At 61.2% G+C, this 17,223-nt stretch carries 15 protein-coding genes and 1 other RNA gene; 6 read left to right on the forward strand and 10 right to left on the reverse strand.

Going from position 1 to position 17,223, the window contains the following annotated elements:
• Positions 1 to 105 precede the first annotated feature (105 nt).
• Positions 106 to 202, forward strand: an RNA gene (gene ffs, locus AC3ITY_RS09315) — signal recognition particle sRNA small type.
• Between the two features lie 60 nt (positions 203 to 262).
• On the opposite strand, the gene AC3ITY_RS09320 is transcribed toward ffs, so the two are convergent.
• Positions 263 to 1,060, reverse strand: coding sequence for a substrate-binding periplasmic protein (locus AC3ITY_RS09320; protein WP_489308590.1), 798 nt, complete (start codon positions 1,058 to 1,060; stop codon positions 263 to 265).
• Between the two features lie 123 nt (positions 1,061 to 1,183).
• Here AC3ITY_RS09320 and dnaX point away from each other — a divergent pair, with 123 nt between their 5' ends.
• The 5 genes from dnaX (at position 1,184) to AC3ITY_RS09345 (ending at position 6,927) form a co-directional block, all read left to right on the forward strand.
• Positions 1,184 to 3,265 carry a DNA polymerase III subunit gamma/tau gene (gene dnaX / locus AC3ITY_RS09325; RefSeq protein WP_477783705.1) on the forward strand — a complete coding sequence of 694 codons (2,082 nt, stop codon included), beginning with the start codon at positions 1,184 to 1,186 and terminating at the stop codon, positions 3,263 to 3,265.
• Between the two features lie 67 nt (positions 3,266 to 3,332).
• Positions 3,333 to 3,671, forward strand: coding sequence for a YbaB/EbfC family nucleoid-associated protein (locus tag AC3ITY_RS09330; protein ID WP_007971455.1), 339 nt, complete (start codon positions 3,333 to 3,335; stop codon positions 3,669 to 3,671).
• 199 nt (positions 3,672 to 3,870) lie between these two features.
• Positions 3,871 to 4,905: an NADP-dependent oxidoreductase gene (locus AC3ITY_RS09335; protein ID WP_223535014.1), complete on the forward strand. Its 1,035-nt coding sequence runs from the start codon at positions 3,871 to 3,873 to the stop codon at positions 4,903 to 4,905.
• Positions 4,906 to 4,984: 79 nt separating this feature from the next.
• Positions 4,985 to 5,587: a recombination mediator RecR gene (recR, locus tag AC3ITY_RS09340; protein ID WP_223454894.1), complete on the forward strand. Its 603-nt coding sequence runs from the start codon at positions 4,985 to 4,987 to the stop codon at positions 5,585 to 5,587.
• A gap of 191 nt (positions 5,588 to 5,778) precedes the next feature.
• Positions 5,779 to 6,927 (forward strand): acyl-CoA dehydrogenase family protein, encoded by a 1,149-nt coding sequence (locus tag AC3ITY_RS09345; protein WP_223454892.1) that lies wholly within the window; start codon positions 5,779 to 5,781, stop codon positions 6,925 to 6,927.
• 298 nt (positions 6,928 to 7,225) lie between these two features.
• On the opposite strand, the gene AC3ITY_RS09350 is transcribed toward AC3ITY_RS09345, so the two are convergent.
• The 9 genes from AC3ITY_RS09350 to ccoG all read right to left on the reverse strand — a co-directional run bounded on the left by AC3ITY_RS09350 (position 7,226) and on the right by ccoG (position 16,972).
• Positions 7,226 to 8,254, reverse strand: coding sequence for an IS110 family RNA-guided transposase (locus tag AC3ITY_RS09350; protein ID WP_223460745.1), 1,029 nt, complete (start codon positions 8,252 to 8,254; stop codon positions 7,226 to 7,228).
• Between the two features lie 158 nt (positions 8,255 to 8,412).
• A complete protein-coding gene (locus AC3ITY_RS09355) occupies positions 8,413 to 8,961 on the reverse strand; it encodes an adenine phosphoribosyltransferase (RefSeq protein WP_223454890.1) in 549 nt (182 codons plus the stop codon).
• 80 nt (positions 8,962 to 9,041) lie between these two features.
• Positions 9,042 to 9,776: a fumarate/nitrate reduction transcriptional regulator Fnr gene (gene fnr / locus AC3ITY_RS09360; RefSeq protein WP_046041331.1), complete on the reverse strand. Its 735-nt coding sequence runs from the start codon at positions 9,774 to 9,776 to the stop codon at positions 9,042 to 9,044.
• A 93-nt stretch (positions 9,777 to 9,869) separates the two neighbouring features.
• A complete protein-coding gene (gene hemN, locus AC3ITY_RS09365) occupies positions 9,870 to 11,252 on the reverse strand; it encodes an oxygen-independent coproporphyrinogen III oxidase (RefSeq protein ID WP_489310810.1) in 1,383 nt (460 codons plus the stop codon).
• Positions 11,253 to 11,456: 204 nt separating this feature from the next.
• Entirely contained in the window at positions 11,457 to 12,140 is a 684-nt protein-coding gene (locus AC3ITY_RS09370; protein WP_223454523.1) for a sulfite exporter TauE/SafE family protein, read from the reverse strand.
• Positions 12,133 to 12,351 carry a cbb3-type cytochrome oxidase assembly protein CcoS gene (gene ccoS, locus AC3ITY_RS09375; protein ID WP_007971444.1) on the reverse strand — a complete coding sequence of 73 codons (219 nt, stop codon included), beginning with the start codon at positions 12,349 to 12,351 and terminating at the stop codon, positions 12,133 to 12,135. Before ccoS ends, AC3ITY_RS09370 begins: the two co-directional genes overlap by 8 nt.
• A 22-nt stretch (positions 12,352 to 12,373) precedes the next feature.
• The gene (locus tag AC3ITY_RS09380; protein ID WP_489308595.1) at positions 12,374 to 14,824 is read right to left on the reverse strand and encodes a heavy metal translocating P-type ATPase; all 2,451 of its coding nucleotides are present in this window, start codon (positions 14,822 to 14,824) and stop codon (positions 12,374 to 12,376) included.
• 181 nt (positions 14,825 to 15,005) lie between these two features.
• Positions 15,006 to 15,545 carry a FixH family protein gene (locus AC3ITY_RS09385; protein WP_223532564.1) on the reverse strand — a complete coding sequence of 180 codons (540 nt, stop codon included), beginning with the start codon at positions 15,543 to 15,545 and terminating at the stop codon, positions 15,006 to 15,008.
• Positions 15,546 to 15,556: 11 nt separating this feature from the next.
• Entirely contained in the window at positions 15,557 to 16,972 is a 1,416-nt protein-coding gene (gene ccoG / locus AC3ITY_RS09390) for a cytochrome c oxidase accessory protein CcoG (RefSeq protein WP_223535001.1), read from the reverse strand.
• Between the last annotated feature and the right edge of the window lie 251 nt (positions 16,973 to 17,223).

Consider the following 17,223-nt stretch of genomic DNA (forward strand, 5'->3'; position numbering starts at 1 on the left):
CTTGAACCCCCTCATATTTTTAATCCGAAACCAACGGTTGTAACTTCGCCTCAGATAGGTACAATGGCGCGGCTCGCCGACAGGTGAGCGTCGTTATGGTGACCCCATCGGTCCCCCCGCAACGATCAACCGTGAACCCGGTCAGGCCTGGAAGGGAGCAGCCGCAGCGGTGACATTGTGTGCCGGGGTGTGGCTGGTGGGGTTACCACCTTAACGCCACGCGAGTGTTCTCTCGCGTTATCTTTCTGAAATCAGACTTTCGCTAGCTGCCAGGATCTTGTCCGGGGTGGTTTTTTGTCGTTTCCGATTTATCCACAGCCGCAGGCTCGCCACCGATATACAGCCGGACAATCTCATCGATCTCCCCGGACATCTTCATCCGAACCAGGGTGCGCAGAATGCGCTGCACCGGCACTTGCGGGTCGTTGCGCACGTAGCAGCCGACATTCTGCTCCTGCAGCACCGACACGCTGTGCAGTTGTTGCTCTGGCAGCAGGCGCTGATTGAACCAGTTCAGGCTCCATTGATTACTGACGGCATAGCGATTGCGGCCGGCCAGGAGTTTTTCCAGCACTTGTTCCTGATTGCGTGCGTCGTCGCGATACAGTTGGCCGGCGTCGAACAGCGGCTGCAGGGTCGGGTAGCTGTAACCCAGCACGGTGCCAATGGACTGTTGCGGCAAGTCGGCGGGTTTGACTGCGGTGGACGGTGCTTGCCGGGTGATCAACACGTCAGGTTGGGTGAAGAGCGGGATGCTCCAGAGATAATCGCCAGACTGATTGGGCAGCCACGATTGCGCGGCATAACAGCGGACATCGACCTCGCCTTGCTCCATGGCGTTTTGCACTCGTGCGCGGGGCAATACATGGAATTCGGCCGGCACGCCGACCTGGGTCGCGAGACTGAGCATCACGTCATACAGGATGCCCTGGGTCGGTTTACCCTGTTCAAGCTGCACCATGGGCATGCTCCAGCTGTCGGTTATCACGAAGCGCAGCGGTGCTTGCGCAGCCACGCTGTCCAGGCTGATCAACAGCAATGCCCCCAAGGCCAGCCGCATAAACACTCCGTTAAAAGCCCCCGATGTGCAGCTTGGCCAGAATACACGAGCGCACCGGATGCAATTTGTCCCTTGCTCCGCTAGCATTAGCCGCTTCTGCTTCCTTCGCTGCGACGGTTTTCGATGAGTTATCAGGTTCTTGCACGTAAATGGCGTCCGCGCTCGTTCCGCGAAATGGTCGGCCAGACCCATGTGCTCAAGGCTCTGATCAATGCCTTGGACAGCCAGCGGCTGCACCACGCCTACCTCTTTACCGGTACCCGTGGGGTCGGCAAGACCACCATCGCGCGGATCATTGCCAAATGCCTTAACTGCGAGACAGGTATCACTTCGACCCCCTGTGGCGAGTGTTCGGTGTGCCGCGAAATCGATGAAGGCCGCTTTGTCGACCTGATCGAGATCGACGCCGCGAGCCGCACCAAGGTCGAAGATACCCGCGAATTGCTCGACAACGTGCAGTACGCCCCGAGCCGCGGGCGCTTCAAGGTCTACCTGATCGACGAAGTGCACATGCTCTCCAGCCATTCCTTCAATGCACTGCTCAAAACCCTGGAAGAGCCGCCACCCTACGTCAAGTTCATCCTGGCGACCACTGATCCGCAGAAACTTCCGGCAACAATTCTGTCGCGGTGCCTGCAGTTCTCCCTGAAGAACATGACGCCAGAAAGGGTAGTCGAGCACTTGACCCACGTGTTGGGTGTCGAGAACGTGCCGTTCGAAGACGATGCACTGTGGTTGCTGGGGCGTGCCGCCGACGGGTCGATGCGTGACGCCATGAGCCTGACCGACCAGGCGATTGCCTTCGGAGAGGGCAAGGTCATGGCCGCCGACGTGCGGGCGATGCTCGGGACCCTCGATCACGGGCAGGTCTACGACGTCCTGCATGCGCTGATCGAAGGCGATGCCAAGGCGTTGCTCGAAGCCGTCCGCCACCTGGCCGAACAAGGCCCGGATTGGAACGGCGTGCTTTCGGAAATTCTCAATGTGCTGCACCGCGTCGCCATCGCCCAGGCCTTGCCGGAAGGTGTCGATAACGGTCACGGCGACCGTGATCGCGTGCTGGCACTGGCCCAGGCGTTGCCGGCCGAAGACGTGCAGTTCTACTACCAGATGGGCCTGATCGGCCGCCGCGACCTGCCGCTGGCGCCGGATCCCCGGGGCGGATTTGAAATGGTGTTGCTGCGGATGCTGGCGTTCCGGCCCGCAGACACCGCGGACGCCCCGAGGCAACCGCTAAAGCCAGTGGGGATCAGCCAGGCCACAGTTGATTCCGCAAACTCAGTGGCTGCCGCGCCGGTGGTTGTGCCGGTAGTCGCTGCGGCCGTTGCTCCGGTAGCAGCCGCGCCAGTGGCGGCTCCAGCGCCTGCACCGGAACCGGTTGCGCCGGTCGTTGTGCCAGAACCTGCGCCTGTGCCTGTGGTTGAAGCGGTCGTAGTCGAAGAGGTTGTCGACCTGCCGTGGAATGACCCGGTCGAGCCAGCGCCCGTTCAGCAACCGGCAGTGGAGCCGCTGCTGGAAACCGCCAGCGAACAACCCGAATTACCACCGATGCCGTTGCCGACGCCGGACAGCGTGGTGCCGGACGCCCCGGAGTGGGCCGCCGCGCCGATCCCGGAACCATCGGTGGCCGACGTCGATGCCGCGACGCCGGGCATGGACCTGGATGACGAGCCGCCGCTGGACGAGGATTACATCGAGCCGGACATGGATTCGGCCTACAGTTACCTCGACGAGCTGGCCAGCGAGCATGCCGCCGACCCGGCTCCGGAGCCCGAGCCTGAGCCCGCAGCGATGCCGGCCACCGGTCTGGCCCTGCAATGGCTGGAGCTGTTCCCGAAATTGCCGATCTCCGGCATGACCGGCAGCATCGCCGCCAACTGCACGCTGATCGCGGTGGATGGCGACAATTGGCTGATGCACCTGGACCCGGCCCACAGTGCCTTGTTCAACGCCACTCAACAGCGTCGCCTCAACGATGCGCTGAACCAGTATCACCAGCGCACGCTGACCCTGAGCATCGAGTTGATCAAGCCCGAGCAGGAAACCCCGGCGCAAGCGGCTTCGCGCCGCCGCGCCAACCGTCAGCGCGAGGCGGAGGAATCGATCCACGGTGATCCGTTCATCCAGCAAATGATGCAGCAGTTCGGTGCGGTGGTCCGTAACGATACTATTGAACCTGTCGACGCCCTGGTCACTCAGGGCTAATAACTGAAGGCGCCCGGCCGCATGGGCCGGGCGCTGTTTTAATCCAAGTACTTTTGAGGTGATTACCATGATGAAAGGTGGCATGGCCGGCCTGATGAAGCAGGCGCAGCAGATGCAGGAAAAAATGGCCAAGATGCAGGAAGAGCTGGCCAACGCCGAAGTCACCGGTAAGGCCGGTGGCGATATGGTCACCGTGGTGATGACCGGTCGTCATGACGTCAAGAGCGTGACCATCGACCCGAGCCTGGTTGAAGGTATGAGCGAAGACGACAAGGAAATGCTGGAAGCGGTCATCGCATCCGCGGTCAACGATGCCGTGCGCAAGATCGAAGCCAACAGCCAGGACAAAATGGGCAGCATGACTGCCGGCATGCAACTGCCGCCGGGCATGAAACTGCCATTCTGATTCGCCTTCAGGCGGCAGATGAGTTACAAAAATGCCAGGCATAGCGCCTGGCATTTTTGTTTCTGGCTGACAGGGATGCGGTGCCTGTGAAGTCGCGAAGAATTCACCCCGGTGTAACTGAAAACACATCGAACGCCATACCGCCACAAAGGTCTGCTCCCTATATCACCGAACCCCATCGATCACAGGAGACGCTGCCATGTCCGACCCCATGACCCTCAATCAACGCATTGTCCTGGCTTCTCGCCCGGTAGGCGCGCCAACGCCGGAAAACTTCCGCATGGAGCGGGTGGCGCTGCCGGACCTGGCCGACGGTCAGGTGCTGCTCAAGACCGTTTTCCTGTCGCTGGACCCCTACATGCGCGGACGCATGAGTGACGCACCTTCCTACGCCGCGCCGGTGGAAATCGGCGAAGTCATGACCGGGGGCGCTGTCAGCCGGGTCGAGCGGTCGCTCAATCCGAAGTTTCAGGAAGGTGATCTGGTGGTCGGTGCCACCGGTTGGCAAAGCCACAGCATCAATGACGGTCGCAGCATCATCCCGGTGCCGTCGGGGTTGCCAAGTGCGTCGATGGCCCTCGGGGTGCTGGGGATGCCGGGCATGACTGCGTACATGGGCCTGATGGACATCGGCCAGCCAAAGGCCGGCGAAACCCTGGTGGTTGCAGCGGCGTCCGGGGCGGTGGGCTCGGTGGTTGGCCAGGTGGCGAAGATCAAGGGCCTGCACGTGGTCGGTGTGGCGGGTGGTGCGAACAAGTGCCGCTATGTCGTCGAAGAACTGGGCTTCGATGCCTGCATCGACCACAGGAGCCCGGATTTTGCCGATGAACTGGCCAAGGCCTGTGGCAAGGGGGTCGACATCTACTACGAAAACGTCGGCGGCAAGGTATTCGACGCCGTGGTGCCATTGCTCAATTCCAAGGCGCGGATTCCACTCTGCGGCCTGATTGCCTCTTATAACGCCTATGAAGCGCCGAGCGGCCCGGATCGCCTGCCGCTGTTGCAGCGCACCCTGTTGACCAAGCGGGTGCGCATCCAGGGCTTCATCGTGTTCGATGACTATGGCGATCGCCAGCCGGAATTCCTCAGTGCCATGGCGCCCTGGGTACGCGATGGCAAGGTGAAGTTCCGCGAAGACGTGGTCGATGGCCTGGAACAGGCGCCTGATGCGTTCATCGGCATGCTGGAAGGGCGCAACTTCGGCAAGCTGGTGGTTCGGGTTTCCCGGGACTGAGTAATTGACGCTGCAATTTGACGCTCAACCGAGGCGCGGGTATAAACCGCGTCTCGTTGTTTTGTCGGACTTTTCCACCATGAGCTTCAGCCCTTTGATTCGCCAACTGATCGACGCCCTGCGAATTCTGCCCGGCGTGGGTCAGAAAACCGCCCAGCGCATGGCGTTGCAGTTGCTCGAACGCGACCGCAGCGGCGGCTCGCGACTGGCGCTGGCCCTGAGCCAGGCCATGGAAGGGGTCGGTCACTGCCGCTTGTGCCGTACGCTGACGGAAGATGATCTTTGCCCGCAATGCGCCGATACCCGTCGCGACGACACCTTGCTCTGCGTGGTGGAAGGCCCGATGGACGTCTATGCGGTGGAGCAGACCGGTTTTCGCGGGCGCTATTTCGTGCTCAAGGGGCATCTGTCGCCGCTCGACGGCTTGGGGCCGGAAGCCATCGGCATTCCCCAGTTGATGGCGCGGATCGAAGAGGCCGGCACATTCGCCGAAGTCATCCTGGCCACCAACCCGACCGTGGAAGGTGAAGCCACAGCGCACTACATCGCCCAATTGCTCAGCAACAAAGGCCTGATCGCCTCGCGCATCGCCCACGGCGTACCACTGGGTGGTGAGCTGGAACTGGTGGATGGCGGGACGCTGGCGCATTCGTTTGCCGGGCGTAAGCCGATTTCGCTCTGAGTCTTGTGGTGTCTTGACTGACGCCTTCGCGAGCAAGCCCGCTCCCACAATGTGACCTGTATTCGCAGATCAACTGTGGGAGCGGGCTTGCTCGCGAAAGGCGCACCTCGATCTATCGAGTTCACACAATCCTGTTGAAAACCAAGCAAGCGCTCGGTTAACTTCACTGACCCCTTCAGTGGAGCTCGCCGATGTCTGCCTTTCAGGAATACTTCGACCCCAGCCACCAATTGGTCCGCGACAGCGTCAGACGTTTCGTCGAACGCGAGATTCTTCCTGATATCGAGCAGTGGGAAGAAGCCGAAAGCTTTCCTCGCGAGCTCTATCTCAAGGCCGGCGCGGCGGGGATTCTCGGCATCGGTTATCCGGAAGCTTACGGAGGCAGCCATGAAGGGGATCTGTTCGCCAAGGTTGCCGCCAGTGAAGAGTTGATGCGCTGCGGCTCAGGCGGGTTGGTTGCCGGCCTGGGGTCGCTGGATATCGGCCTGCCGCCCATTCTCAAGTGGGCCCGCCCCGAAGTGCGCGATCGTGTACTGCCCCAGGTGCTGTCGGGCGAGAAGATCAGCGCCCTGGCCATCACCGAGCCTGGCGGCGGCTCCGACGTCGCCAACCTGCAAACCCGTGCCGTGCGCGACGGCGATTTCTACCGGGTCAGTGGCAGCAAGACCTTTATTACCAGCGGCGTGCGCGCGGATTTCCATACCGTCGCGGTGCGAACGGGCGAACCGGGTTTCGCCGGCATCAGCCTGTTACTGATCGAGAAGGGCACGCCCGGTTTCACCGTAGGACGGCAGCTGAAGAAAATGGGCTGGTGGGCGTCAGATACCGCTGAACTGTTCTTCGATGATTGCCGAGTGCCCGCAGGCAATCTGATCGGTGCCGAGAACATGGGCTTTGCCTGCATCATGGGCAATTTCCAGAGCGAACGCCTGGCCCTGGCGTTGATGGCCAACATGACCGCACAGCTTGCGCTGGAAGAGAGCCTGAAATGGGCGCGCCAGCGCGAAGCCTTTGGCAAACCGATCGGCAAGTTTCAGGTGATCAAGCACCGCCTCGCCGAGATGGCGACCGCGCTGGAAGTGTCCCGGGAATTCACTTACCGCCAGGCGGCGAAGATGGCGGCGGGGCAGAGCGTGATCAAGGAAATTTCCATGGCCAAGAATTTTGCGACGGATACCGCAGACCGGATCGTGACCGATGCGGTGCAGATACTCGGTGGGCTGGGTTATATGCGCGAGAGTCTGGTGGAGCGGCTGTACCGCGACAACCGGATCCTGTCGATTGGCGGCGGGACGCGGGAAGTGATGAACGAGATCATCAGCAAGCAGATGGGGCTTTGAGTTTGGCGGTGTAGCGGCTGACGCCTTCGCGGGCAAGCCCGCTCCCACATCTATGGTTACCCCCTTTTCTGCAATACTGTTGTTGATGTCGTGTTTGGCTTGCTTTCATCTATCCGGCGTCTGAGTTGGGGTTGTCGCCCCGCGCCTCGATGAGAATCGATGCCCAACGACCCTAATTAGTGGAACGGCCTTTCAGCCGTGTGAGAGCCCAGGGTTGTCGTCAGGCCGGTTGGCCGTTCACGTCATCAGTTATCCAGCATCGCAAAACCAGGTGGGTGGTGCTTGGGTGACAGCGGGGTCAGGCGTTCATCGCGGCTGGCCCCGCATCGAATTCAGTGTGGTGTGCCGCTATCGCCCAGGCGATTCTTGCCAGTTTGTTGGCCAGCGCACAAACCACTAGATTGGAGTGATGTCCCGACGCCAATAACCGGCGGACCCAGTCCGCCAAAGCGCCTTTCTGTCGCTCCAGTTGTATCAAGTAAACACGAGCGCACTGGACGAGCAGGCGTCGCTGGTTGCGATCACCGCGCTTACTGATGCCCAGCAGGACAGACCTCCCGCCCGTGGAATGCTGCTTGGGGACCAGTCCGATGGAAGCTGCATAGCCTCGGCCGCATTTGAACTGCTTGCCATCGCCCAGCTCGGCAGCCAGGACGGTGGAGGTGATCGGGCCGACACACGGCAGAGTCATCAAACGAGTCGCCAGATCATCTTCAGCGGCCTGGCATTCCACGTCCTTATCCAGCGACTTGATCTCCTCCTCCACATGCTTGAGATGTCGATACAGTCTCATCAGATTTTTTTTGTAGGGCTCAGAAATTGAACTCGCCTCAAGCAGCTCCGGTAGAGCGTTGATCGACTTGAAGCCCGGGGCCAGGCTCACGCCAACCTCCAGAAGCGCGGCGTGAATCCGATTGACGGTTGCGGTGCGATCCTTGATGAACGAGTCTCGGGTGGAGTTCAGCATGGCTAGCACTTGCTGGGCCTGAGTTTTTACCGGCACAAAACGCATCGTCGGACGAGTCGCTGCTTCGCAGATCGCCTCGGCATCAGCGAAGTCATTTTTGTTGCTTTTCACGTAAGGGCGTACGAGATGAGGTGCGATGAGCCTGGGCGCATGTCCCAGCCTGATGGCCTCCTGTGCCATGAAGTGGGCGCCGCCACAGGCTTCCATCACGATGGTGCAGGGCTCGAGATTTGCCAGGTGCTGCATGAGCGTTACCCGATTGAATTTTTTTCGGTACAGCTCGTGACCACGATCATCCTGTGCATGTAGATGAAAGGTGTGTTTTCCCAAGTCGATGGCGGCAATAGCTACTTTGTTCATGGCAACGATCTCCGATGAGCCCCCTGCGAAAGCTTAGTGGGCGATCACAGGGGGCAGCGGGGGTAGCCATTTCATTAGTGAATTGCATTCTTCCTGACAGAACGCAGTCAAATGTGGGAGCGGGCTTGCTCGCGAATGGCGTCAGTACAGGCGCCAGATTACTTGTCGCTCAACGCAAACTGCGTCAGGCAAAACGTAGGAATGCCCATGTCTTCCAGGCGCTGCGATCCACCCAGCTCCGGCAGATCGATGATCGCCGCCGCTTCATGCACCCGCGCGCCCATGCGACGGATCAGGTTTGCGGCGGCAATCAGGGTGCCGCCGGTAGCGATCAGGTCATCGAACATCACCACCGAATCCCCTTCGCACAGGCTGTCGGCGTGCACTTCCAGGAAGGCTTCGCCGTATTCGGTCGCATAGCCCTCGGCCAACACTTCAGCCGGCAGTTTGCCTTGCTTGCGGAACAGCACCAGCGGCTTGTTCAGCTGATAGGCCAGTACCGAACCGATCAGGAAACCACGGGCGTCCATCGCGCCGATGTGGGTGAAGTCAGCCTCGACGTAACGGTGGGCGAAGCTGTCCATCACCAGGTGCAGGGCCGTGGGCGACTGGAACAGCGGGGTGATGTCGCGAAAGATCACACCCGGTTTCGGGAAGTCGATGACAGGGCGGATGAGGGATTTGATGTCGAAGGAGTCGAAGACCATCGTCGTGGTGTCCTGGCAGGGCTGCAATCAACGAAGTATAACGGCGGCTGAACCGTTTCGCTCAGCCGCAACGTTTTGTTTCAGCCTTCCAGCGAGCCACCGGCCAGGGCGCACAGCTGGATCGGGTCGATAATCCGGATTTCCTTGCCTTCTGCCGCAATCAGTTCGTTTTGCTGGAAGCGGGTAAAGACGCGGGACACGGTTTCCACCGCCAGGCCAAGGTAGTTGCCGATTTCGTTGCGCGACATGCTCAGGCGGAACTGATTGGCGGAAAAACCCCGGGCGCGGAAACGTGCCGAGAGGTTGACCAGGAAGGTGGCGATGCGTTCGTCGGCGGTCTTTTTCGACAACAGCAGCATCATCTGCTGGTCGTCACGGATTTCGCGACTCATCACCCGCATCAGCTGACGGCGCAACTGCGGCAATTGCAGGGCCAGTTCGTCGAGGCGTTCGAAAGGAATTTCACACACCGAGGTGGTTTCCAGGGCTTGTGCCGACACCGGGTGCTTTTCGGTGTCCATGCCCGACAGGCCGACCAGCTCGCTGGGCAGGTGGAAACCGGTGAGCTGTTCTTCACCGGTGTCGCTCAGGCTGAAGGTCTTGAGGGCGCCAGAACGGACTGCGTAGACAGAATCGAAGGTATCGCCCTGGCGAAACAGAAATTCGCCTTTTTTCAGCGGCCGGCCGCGTTTGACGATTTCGTCCAGCGCATCCATGTCTTCCAGATTCAACGAAAGTGGCAGGCAAAGAGGGGCCAGGCTGCAATCCTTGCAATGGGCTTGATTATGAGCGCGCAGTTTTACTGGCTCGGACATTTCTTCAATCCTTGTGGGAATTCACACATAAGATGTAAGGGTAACTCACCCGAGGACATTGAGGCCAGCTTGTGGCGCTTTTGTCGCAGCGCACTAGATCACCCGTGAAAACCGTTGCCGGTTGTGTTGTTCCAGGTATGCGTCGAACACCATGCACACCGAGCGCACCAGCAGCCGCCCGGCGGGCAGGATGGTGATTCTGTCGCGATCGAGTTCGATCAGCCCGTCTTTGGCCATGTCTTGCAGTTGGGGCCAGAGATCGCCGAAATAGCCTTGGAAATCGATGTTGAAGGCCTGTTCGATGTCGGAAAATTCCAGGCTGAAGCTGCAGATCAATTGCTGGATGACTGCGCGCCGCAAACGGTCGTCCGCGTTGCACAGCAGGCCGCGGCTGGTGGCCAGTTGTGACGTGGCAAGGACGTTCTGATACTCGGTCAGGTCGCTGCTGTTCTGGCAGTACAGGTCGCCGATCTGGCTGATTGCCGACACGCCGAGGCCGATCAGATCGCAATGACCGTGGGTGGTGTAGCCCTGGAAATTGCGTTGCAGGGTCGACTCTTCCTGGGCAATCGCCAGCTCATCGTCGGGCAGGGCGAAGTGGTCCATGCCAATGTAGCGGTAGCCGGCGCTCATCAGTTGCTCGATGGTGCGCTGGAGCATTTCCAGTTTCTGCGCGGGCGTCGGCAGTTCATTGCTGTTGATGCGCCGCTGCGGCATGAAGCGTTCCGGCAAGTGGGCGTAGTTGAACACCGATAACCTGTCCGGTTGCAGGTTGATGACCTCTTCGACGGTGCGGGCGAAATTCTCCGGCGTCTGTCTCGGCAGGCCGTAGATCAGGTCGATGTTGATCGAGCGAAACTGCAAGGTGCGGGCGGCGTCGATCACCGCGCGGGTTTCTTCCAGGCTTTGCAGGCGATTGACTGCACGTTGCACCGCCGGGTCGAGGTCTTGCAGGCCGATGCTGACCCGATTGAAGCCCAGTTCGCGCAGCAGGCCCATGGTCGACCAATCGGCCTCGCGCGGGTCGATCTCGATGCCGTAGTCGCCCGAATCGTCGTCCAGCAAATTGAAGTGTTTGCGCAAATGCGCCATCAGTTGGCGCAGTTCGTCGTGGCTGAGAAAGGTCGGTGTGCCGCCACCGAAGTGCAGTTGTTCGACTTTTTGCGTGGGGTCGAGGTGGCAGGCGATCAACTGGATCTCCTGTTCCAGGCGCTGCAAATACGGCTGCGCCCGCCCGCGATCCTTGGTGATGACCTTGTTGCAGGCGCAGTAATAGCAAATGTTCGCGCAGAACGGCACGTGCACGTACAACGACAACGGGCGTTGGGCCTTGCGGCTGTCGCGCAGGGCATGAAACAGGTCGAAGGTGCCGACCTGGCTGTTGAATTGCACGGCGGTCGGGTACGAGGTGTAGCGTGGTCCCGCCAGGTCATAGCGGCGGATCAGATCGGTGTCCCAACGAATGGCGTCGAGCATCATGCGGGCATTCCCCGGATAGGCTGGCAATGTCAGCCACTTTATGCGAGGGCGGGGTGGGGCATCTTGATTTGCATCAAGGGTGGTTGTTGGCATTGATGGGTTTTTGTGGCGAGGGAGCTTGCTCCCGCTGGACTGCGCAGCAGGCCCATCTCTTTTGGGGCGCCTCGCGCCCCAACGGGAGCAAGCTCCCTCGCCACAATGTCAGTGCCCCATGAGCCAATGCTGATGCGGCCCCGGCAAGGTCCAGATGCCGAACAACATCACCAGCAATCCGCCCGCCATCCGCACACTGCGTTTGCGCAACACTGCGGTGACGCGCTCGGCGGCAAGGCCTGTCGCCAGCAGCACTGGCCAGGTGCCGAGCCCGAACGCGAGCATCAACAATGCGCTGTCCAGCGCGTTGCCCTGGCTGGCCGACCATAGCAAGGTGCTGTAAACCAGACCACACGGCAGCCAGCCCCAGAGCGCGCCCAACAGCAGCGCACGGGGAACGCTCGACACCGGCAGCAACCGGTTGGCGACTGGCTGGATATGCCGCCACAGGCCGCGACCGAGGCTTTCGATACGGGTCAGGCCGCTCCACCAGCCGGCCAGGTACAGGCCCATGGCAATCAGCAGCAATCCGGCGAGGATGCGCAGGAACATCGCCGCCGGGCTGCTGGCCACGGCCCATCCGGCCAGGCCGATCAGCAGTCCGGCGCAGGCATAGCTCAGAATCCGGCCCAGGTTGTAGGCCAGCAGCAGGCGAAAGCGGCGGCTGCGTTGTTCCTTGGGAATCGCCAGGGTCAGCGCGCCCATCAAGCCGCCGCACATGCCCAGGCAATGGCCGCCGCCGAGCAAGCCGAGGATCACCGCAGACACCAGCAGTGGCGCCAATTCAAGCATGGGGCGGGGCCTTGTCTTGCGGCTTGGCCGGTTGGCCGCTGGCCTCATCGACGGCAGCGGTGTGGTTCGGGTCCTGGTCGTCGAACAGGATGCTGTGGGCCGGGCCGTCGAGGTCGTCGTACTGACCGCTGTCCACCGCCCAGAAGAAGATATAGACGGCGATGGCCACGATCAGCAGCGCAGCGGGAATCATCACGTAAAGAGCTGGCATCTGGACTCCATGCCCGCACGGCTCAGGCCGGCAGCGGGCGGGTTTCTGGCGTGGCGCAGAGGGCGGGCGCGCTCGGCATGCGAGTCAGGCGCAGCGCGTTCAACACCACGGTCAACGAACTGATCGACATGCCCACCGCCGCCCAGACCGGAGTGATCCAGCCGAGGGCGGCGAAGGGCAACATGAGGCCATTGTACAACCCGGCCCACAGAAGGTTCTCGATAATGACCCGTCGGGTGCGCCGCGCCAGGCTGAAGGCTTGCACCAGCGCGTCGAGGCGGTTGGACAGCAGCACGGCATCGGCACTGGTTTTCGCCAGATCGGTGGCCGAGCCCATGGCGACGCTGATATCCGCAGCCGCCAGTACCGGCACGTCATTGACCCCGTCCCCCAGCATCAACACCTTGCGACCTTCTTTGTGCAGCTGTTGCAGGACCAGCAGTTTATCGTCCGGACGCAAGCCGCCACGGGCTTCATCGATGCCCAGTTCCGCCGCCACGCTGGCGACCATCGGCGAGCTATCGCCGGACAACAACAGCGTGCGCCAGCCCCGCGCCTTGCACGCGGCCAACAGCGCGGGCGCATCGGTTCGCAAGCGATCATCGAGGACGAACCAGGCCAGCGGTCCCTGGTTGTCGCCAAGCAGCAGCCATTGGCCGGCTTCTTCGGGCATCGACGGCACCACGGCGCCGCTGAGTTCGCAGACGAAACGCGGTTGGCCAATGCGCAGGCGTCGCCCATCAACCAGGCCCTCCAGGCCAAGGCCCGGTGTGCTGAGGACTTCTTCGGCAGCCATCGGCGCACGACCGAAAGCGCGGGCGATCGGGTGTTCGGAGCGGTTTTCCAGGGCGGCGGCGAGGCCCAGGCATTGATCGCTGTCGAGCGCGCCGAGGGGGCGGATTGAGCGCAGCGCCAGGCGACCTTCGGTGAGAGTGCCGGTCTTGTCGAAAATCACCGTGTCGATCTGGTTCAGGCCTTCCAGGACATGGCCGCGGGTCAACAACAGGCCAAGTTTGTGCAGGGTGCCGGTGGCCGCAGTGAGGGCGGTCGGCGTCGCCAGCGACAAGGCGCACGGGCAGGTCGCCACCAGCATCGCCAGCACGATCCAGAATGCCCGCGATGAGTCCAGTTCCCACCACAACAGGCCAATGGCCGCAGCAGCAATCAGCGACAACAGCAGGAACCATTGCGCGGCGCGGTCGGCGATTTCCGCCAGGCGCGGCTTTTCAGCCTGGGCACGATCGAGCAGGCGAACGATGGCCGAGAGGCGAGTGTCCTGGCCCAGGGCCTGGACCTCGACGGTCAGTGCGCCTTCGACGTTCATTGTGCCGGCGGTGACCGCGTCGCCGAGGGTGCGGGGTTGCGGCAGGTATTCGCCGGTCAGCAGCGACTCGTCGACACTCGACTGGCCGTCGAGGATCTTGCCGTCAGCCGGGAGAATGGCGCCCGGATGAACCAGAACCTGATCGCCGACACGCAGTTCACTGAGCAGAATGCGTTCGCTCTGGCCATCGGCAGTCAATCGCAGGCACGAGGCGGGCAACAGATTCACCAGCTGCGCGGTAGCGGCGGCAGTGCGCTCGCGGGCGCGGCGTTCCAGATAACGCCCTGCCAGCAGGAACAGGGCAAACATGCCGACGGCATCGAAATACAGTTCGCCGACCCCGGTGATCGACGTCCAGATCCCGGCGACGTAGGCACTGCCAATGGCCAGTGACACGGAAACGTCCATGGTCAGGTGGCGGGTGCGCAGATCGCGCATGGCGCCTTTGAAGAACGGCGCGCAGCTGTAGAACACAATCGGGGTGGTGAGGAACAGCGCGACCCAGCGCAGGATGGTGTGCAGTTCAGGGCTGAGGTCGATGTTGAATTCAGGCCAGGTGGCCATGGTTGCCATCATCGCCTGGAACCACAGCAACCCGGCCACGCCGAGCTGGCGCAGGGCCAGGCGGTTTTCGCTGGCCAGTTGTTCGCTGGCGCGGTCGGCCTGGTACGGGTGTGCGGCGTAACCGATGTGGCGCAGCTCGCTGAGGACCTGGCTCAGCGGCAATTGCCCATCGGCCCAGCGTACGTGCAGGCGATGGTTGGACAGGTTCAGGCGCGCTTCGACTACGGCAGGCAAAGTGCGCAGGTGTTTTTCGATCAGCCAGCCGCAAGCCGCGCAGCTGATGCCTTCCATCAACAGTGTGGTTTCGGCGAGTTCGCCTTCGTGGCGAACGAAGGGTTGCTGCACATCGGCGCGGTCGTACAGCGCCAGTTCATCCACCAATTGCACCGGCAGCGCTTCGGGGTTGGCCGAGGCTTCGCTGCGGTGCTGGTAATAGCTTTCCAGACCGCCGGCGACAATGGCCTCAGCCACGGCCTGGCAACCCGGGCAGCAGAATTCGCGGGGTTGCCCGAGGACCGCAGCGGTGAAGCGGCTGCCGGCCGGGACGGGCAGGGCGCAGTGGTAGCAGGGGAGTGGGGTGGTCATTTCTGTAGCCATGAAAGCCTTTGTGGCGAGGGAGCTTGTCGGATCGCCGCATCGTCCCGCTCGGCTGCGAAGCAGTCGTAGTGCTGCGGACTCGCTGTACCTGAAAGAACTGAGTTGCAGATTTTAGGGGTGCTGCGCACCCCAGCGGGAGCAAGCTCCCTCGCCACATTCGATGGCATTTTTACTTCTTCAGGTCTTCGGCACCTTGCAGTGGTTCGTCACCCAGCAGCAGGTCCTTGTCATGGCTGACCATTTCTTCTTCGAACATGCGCCAGATGTGCTCGTCCTGAGTGCCAAGCAACTCGACAAAGCGCCGGCCTTCGATCTTGTCGCTCAACTGGCCGATGTAGCGGCCCTGTTCGGTTTCGCTGCGGGTCAGGGTGATCTTGCGATCCTTTTCCGGCTGGGTCGGCGAGATCAGGTTCAGCTCCAGGGTCCCGGGCTGGCTGTCGCCGCTCAGGCGCAGGTCAACCTCGCCAGTCATGCCATCGAGATGAACGCTGGCGCGCATTTTCAGGGTCTGGGCCAGAAGCTCACGGTCGAGGGAGCGGTTGATGCCTTTGCCGGCCTCGTAATAGTTGTCGTTGACCAGGTTGTCCGGGTTCTTCACCGCGATGGTCACCATGGACAAGGTCAGGGTCACCGAGCAGGCCAGGATCCCGATGATGATCCACGGCCAGAGGTGCTTGTACCAGGGACTTGCGGCAGTTGCTGCGGGCATGTTCAGTTCTCTCAACGATTCTGTGGGCCGATGAACCGGCTCTTGGCTTCAATATGGACGCTGTCGTCATCGGCGTCCTTGAGGATGAATTTCACCTCGTTGGTGCTCGACGGCAGTTTTTCCGGCGCGACGGACAGCTCGGCAGGCTGGCTGACGATCTCGCCGGCCGCGACCTTGATCTCGCGTCGGCCCTGCAATTTGAGATCCGGCAGGCCGGAGGCGTCGAGCAAGTAGGTATGGTCGCGCTGGTCCTTGTTCATGATTTTCAGGCTGTAGACGTTTTCGATCCGGCCTTCGGCGTTCTCGCGGTACAGCACGCGGTCCTTGCTGACATCGAAGCCCACCAGCGCACGCATGAAGAATGCAGTCACCAGCAAGCTGATCATCGCCAGCAGCACAATGGCATAGCCAATCAGGCGCGGACGCAGTTTATGGGTTTTCTGCCCGGACAGGTTGTGCTCGGTGGTGTAGCTGATCAGCCCGCGCGGGTATTCCATCTTGTCCATGATGGCGTCGCAGGCATCGATGCAGGCGGCGCAACCGATGCATTCGATTTGCAGGCCGTCGCGGATGTCGATGCCGGTCGGGCAGACCTGGACGCACATGGTGCAATCGATGCAGTCGCCCAGGCCCTGAGCCTTGTAGTCGATGCCTTTTTTACGCGGGCCACGGCCTTCGCCACGGCGCGGGTCGTAGGAAACGATCAGGGTGTCCTTGTCGAACATCACGCTCTGGAAGCGCGCGTACGGGCACATGTAGATGCACACCTGTTCACGCAGCCAGCCGGCATTGCCGTAAGTGGCGAGGGTGAAGAAGCCGACCCAGAAGTACGACCAGCCATCCGCCTGGCCGGTGAAGAAGTCGAACACCAGTTCGCGGATCGGCGAGAAGTAGCCGACGAAAGTCATGCCGGTGACGAAGCCGATCAACAGCCACATGGTGTGCTTGCTGAGTTTGCGCAGGAACTTGTTGGCGCTCATTGGCGCCTTGTCGAGCTTGATGCGTTGGTTGCGGTCACCTTCGGTGACTTTTTCGCACCACATGAAGATCCAGGTCCAGACGCTTTGCGGGCAGGTATAGCCGCACCAGACCCGTCCGGCGTACACCGTGATGAAGAACAGGCCGAACGCGGCGATGATCAACATGCCGGACAGCAGAATGAAATCCTGGGGCCAGAAGGTGGCGCCGAAAATGAAGAACTTGCGCTCCGGCACGTTCCACCACACGGCCTGATGACCGCCCCAGTTCAGCCACACCGTGCCGAAATACAGCAGGAACAACAGGGCTCCGCCGGTCATCCGCAGATTGCGAAACAGGCCGGTGAAGGCGCGGGTGTAGATTTTTTCCCTGGAGGCGTAGAGGTCGACGCTGTTGTTTGCGTTCTTGGCGGGTGGAGTGACGTCGTGTACCGGAATCTGGTTGCTCATCATTGCATCCCACGGCAGTGGAAAAGTGCCTCGGTCAGTACGTGCCGACCGCGGTCAAAAAGGGGTGTTGCAGTGGCGCAATGATACGCCTGTCGCTCTAGCCTGCGGGTGCGACCTTTGGTCACGTTTGGCAAAATCATTTGATGGTGTAATGACTTGAATCAATTGACTTGGAAATTATGGACGACTTTTCGGTGTGAGGCGTTCAATCCTGTTTTCTTTCATGATCGCTCTTTGCGATGGAGCGCCTG

The sequence above is a fragment of the Pseudomonas sp. GL_091 genome (assembly GCF_057837725.1).

Excerpts from the sequence above, each read along its gene's own strand:
- AC3ITY_RS09320 (WP_489308590.1), bottom strand. The coding sequence starts at position 1,060 with ATGCGGCTGGCCTTGGGGGCATTGCTGTTGATCAGCCTGGACAGCGTG.
- dnaX (WP_477783705.1), top strand. The coding sequence starts at position 1,184 with ATGAGTTATCAGGTTCTTGCACGTAAATGGCGTCCGCGCTCGTTCCGC.
- AC3ITY_RS09330 (WP_007971455.1), top strand. The coding sequence starts at position 3,333 with ATGATGAAAGGTGGCATGGCCGGCCTGATGAAGCAGGCGCAGCAGATG.
- AC3ITY_RS09335 (WP_223535014.1), top strand. The coding sequence starts at position 3,871 with ATGTCCGACCCCATGACCCTCAATCAACGCATTGTCCTGGCTTCTCGC.
- recR (WP_223454894.1), top strand. The coding sequence starts at position 4,985 with ATGAGCTTCAGCCCTTTGATTCGCCAACTGATCGACGCCCTGCGAATT.
- AC3ITY_RS09345 (WP_223454892.1), top strand. The coding sequence starts at position 5,779 with ATGTCTGCCTTTCAGGAATACTTCGACCCCAGCCACCAATTGGTCCGC.
- AC3ITY_RS09350 (WP_223460745.1), bottom strand. The coding sequence starts at position 8,254 with ATGAACAAAGTAGCTATTGCCGCCATCGACTTGGGAAAACACACCTTT.
- AC3ITY_RS09355 (WP_223454890.1), bottom strand. The coding sequence starts at position 8,961 with ATGGTCTTCGACTCCTTCGACATCAAATCCCTCATCCGCCCTGTCATC.
- fnr (WP_046041331.1), bottom strand. The coding sequence starts at position 9,776 with ATGTCCGAGCCAGTAAAACTGCGCGCTCATAATCAAGCCCATTGCAAG.
- hemN (WP_489310810.1), bottom strand. The coding sequence starts at position 11,252 with ATGCTCGACGCCATTCGTTGGGACACCGATCTGATCCGCCGCTATGAC.
- AC3ITY_RS09370 (WP_223454523.1), bottom strand. The coding sequence starts at position 12,140 with ATGCTTGAATTGGCGCCACTGCTGGTGTCTGCGGTGATCCTCGGCTTG.
- ccoS (WP_007971444.1), bottom strand. The coding sequence starts at position 12,351 with ATGCCAGCTCTTTACGTGATGATTCCCGCTGCGCTGCTGATCGTGGCC.
- AC3ITY_RS09380 (WP_489308595.1), bottom strand. The coding sequence starts at position 14,824 with ATGACCACCCCACTCCCCTGCTACCACTGCGCCCTGCCCGTCCCGGCC.
- AC3ITY_RS09385 (WP_223532564.1), bottom strand. The coding sequence starts at position 15,545 with ATGCCCGCAGCAACTGCCGCAAGTCCCTGGTACAAGCACCTCTGGCCG.
- ccoG (WP_223535001.1), bottom strand. The coding sequence starts at position 16,972 with ATGAGCAACCAGATTCCGGTACACGACGTCACTCCACCCGCCAAGAAC.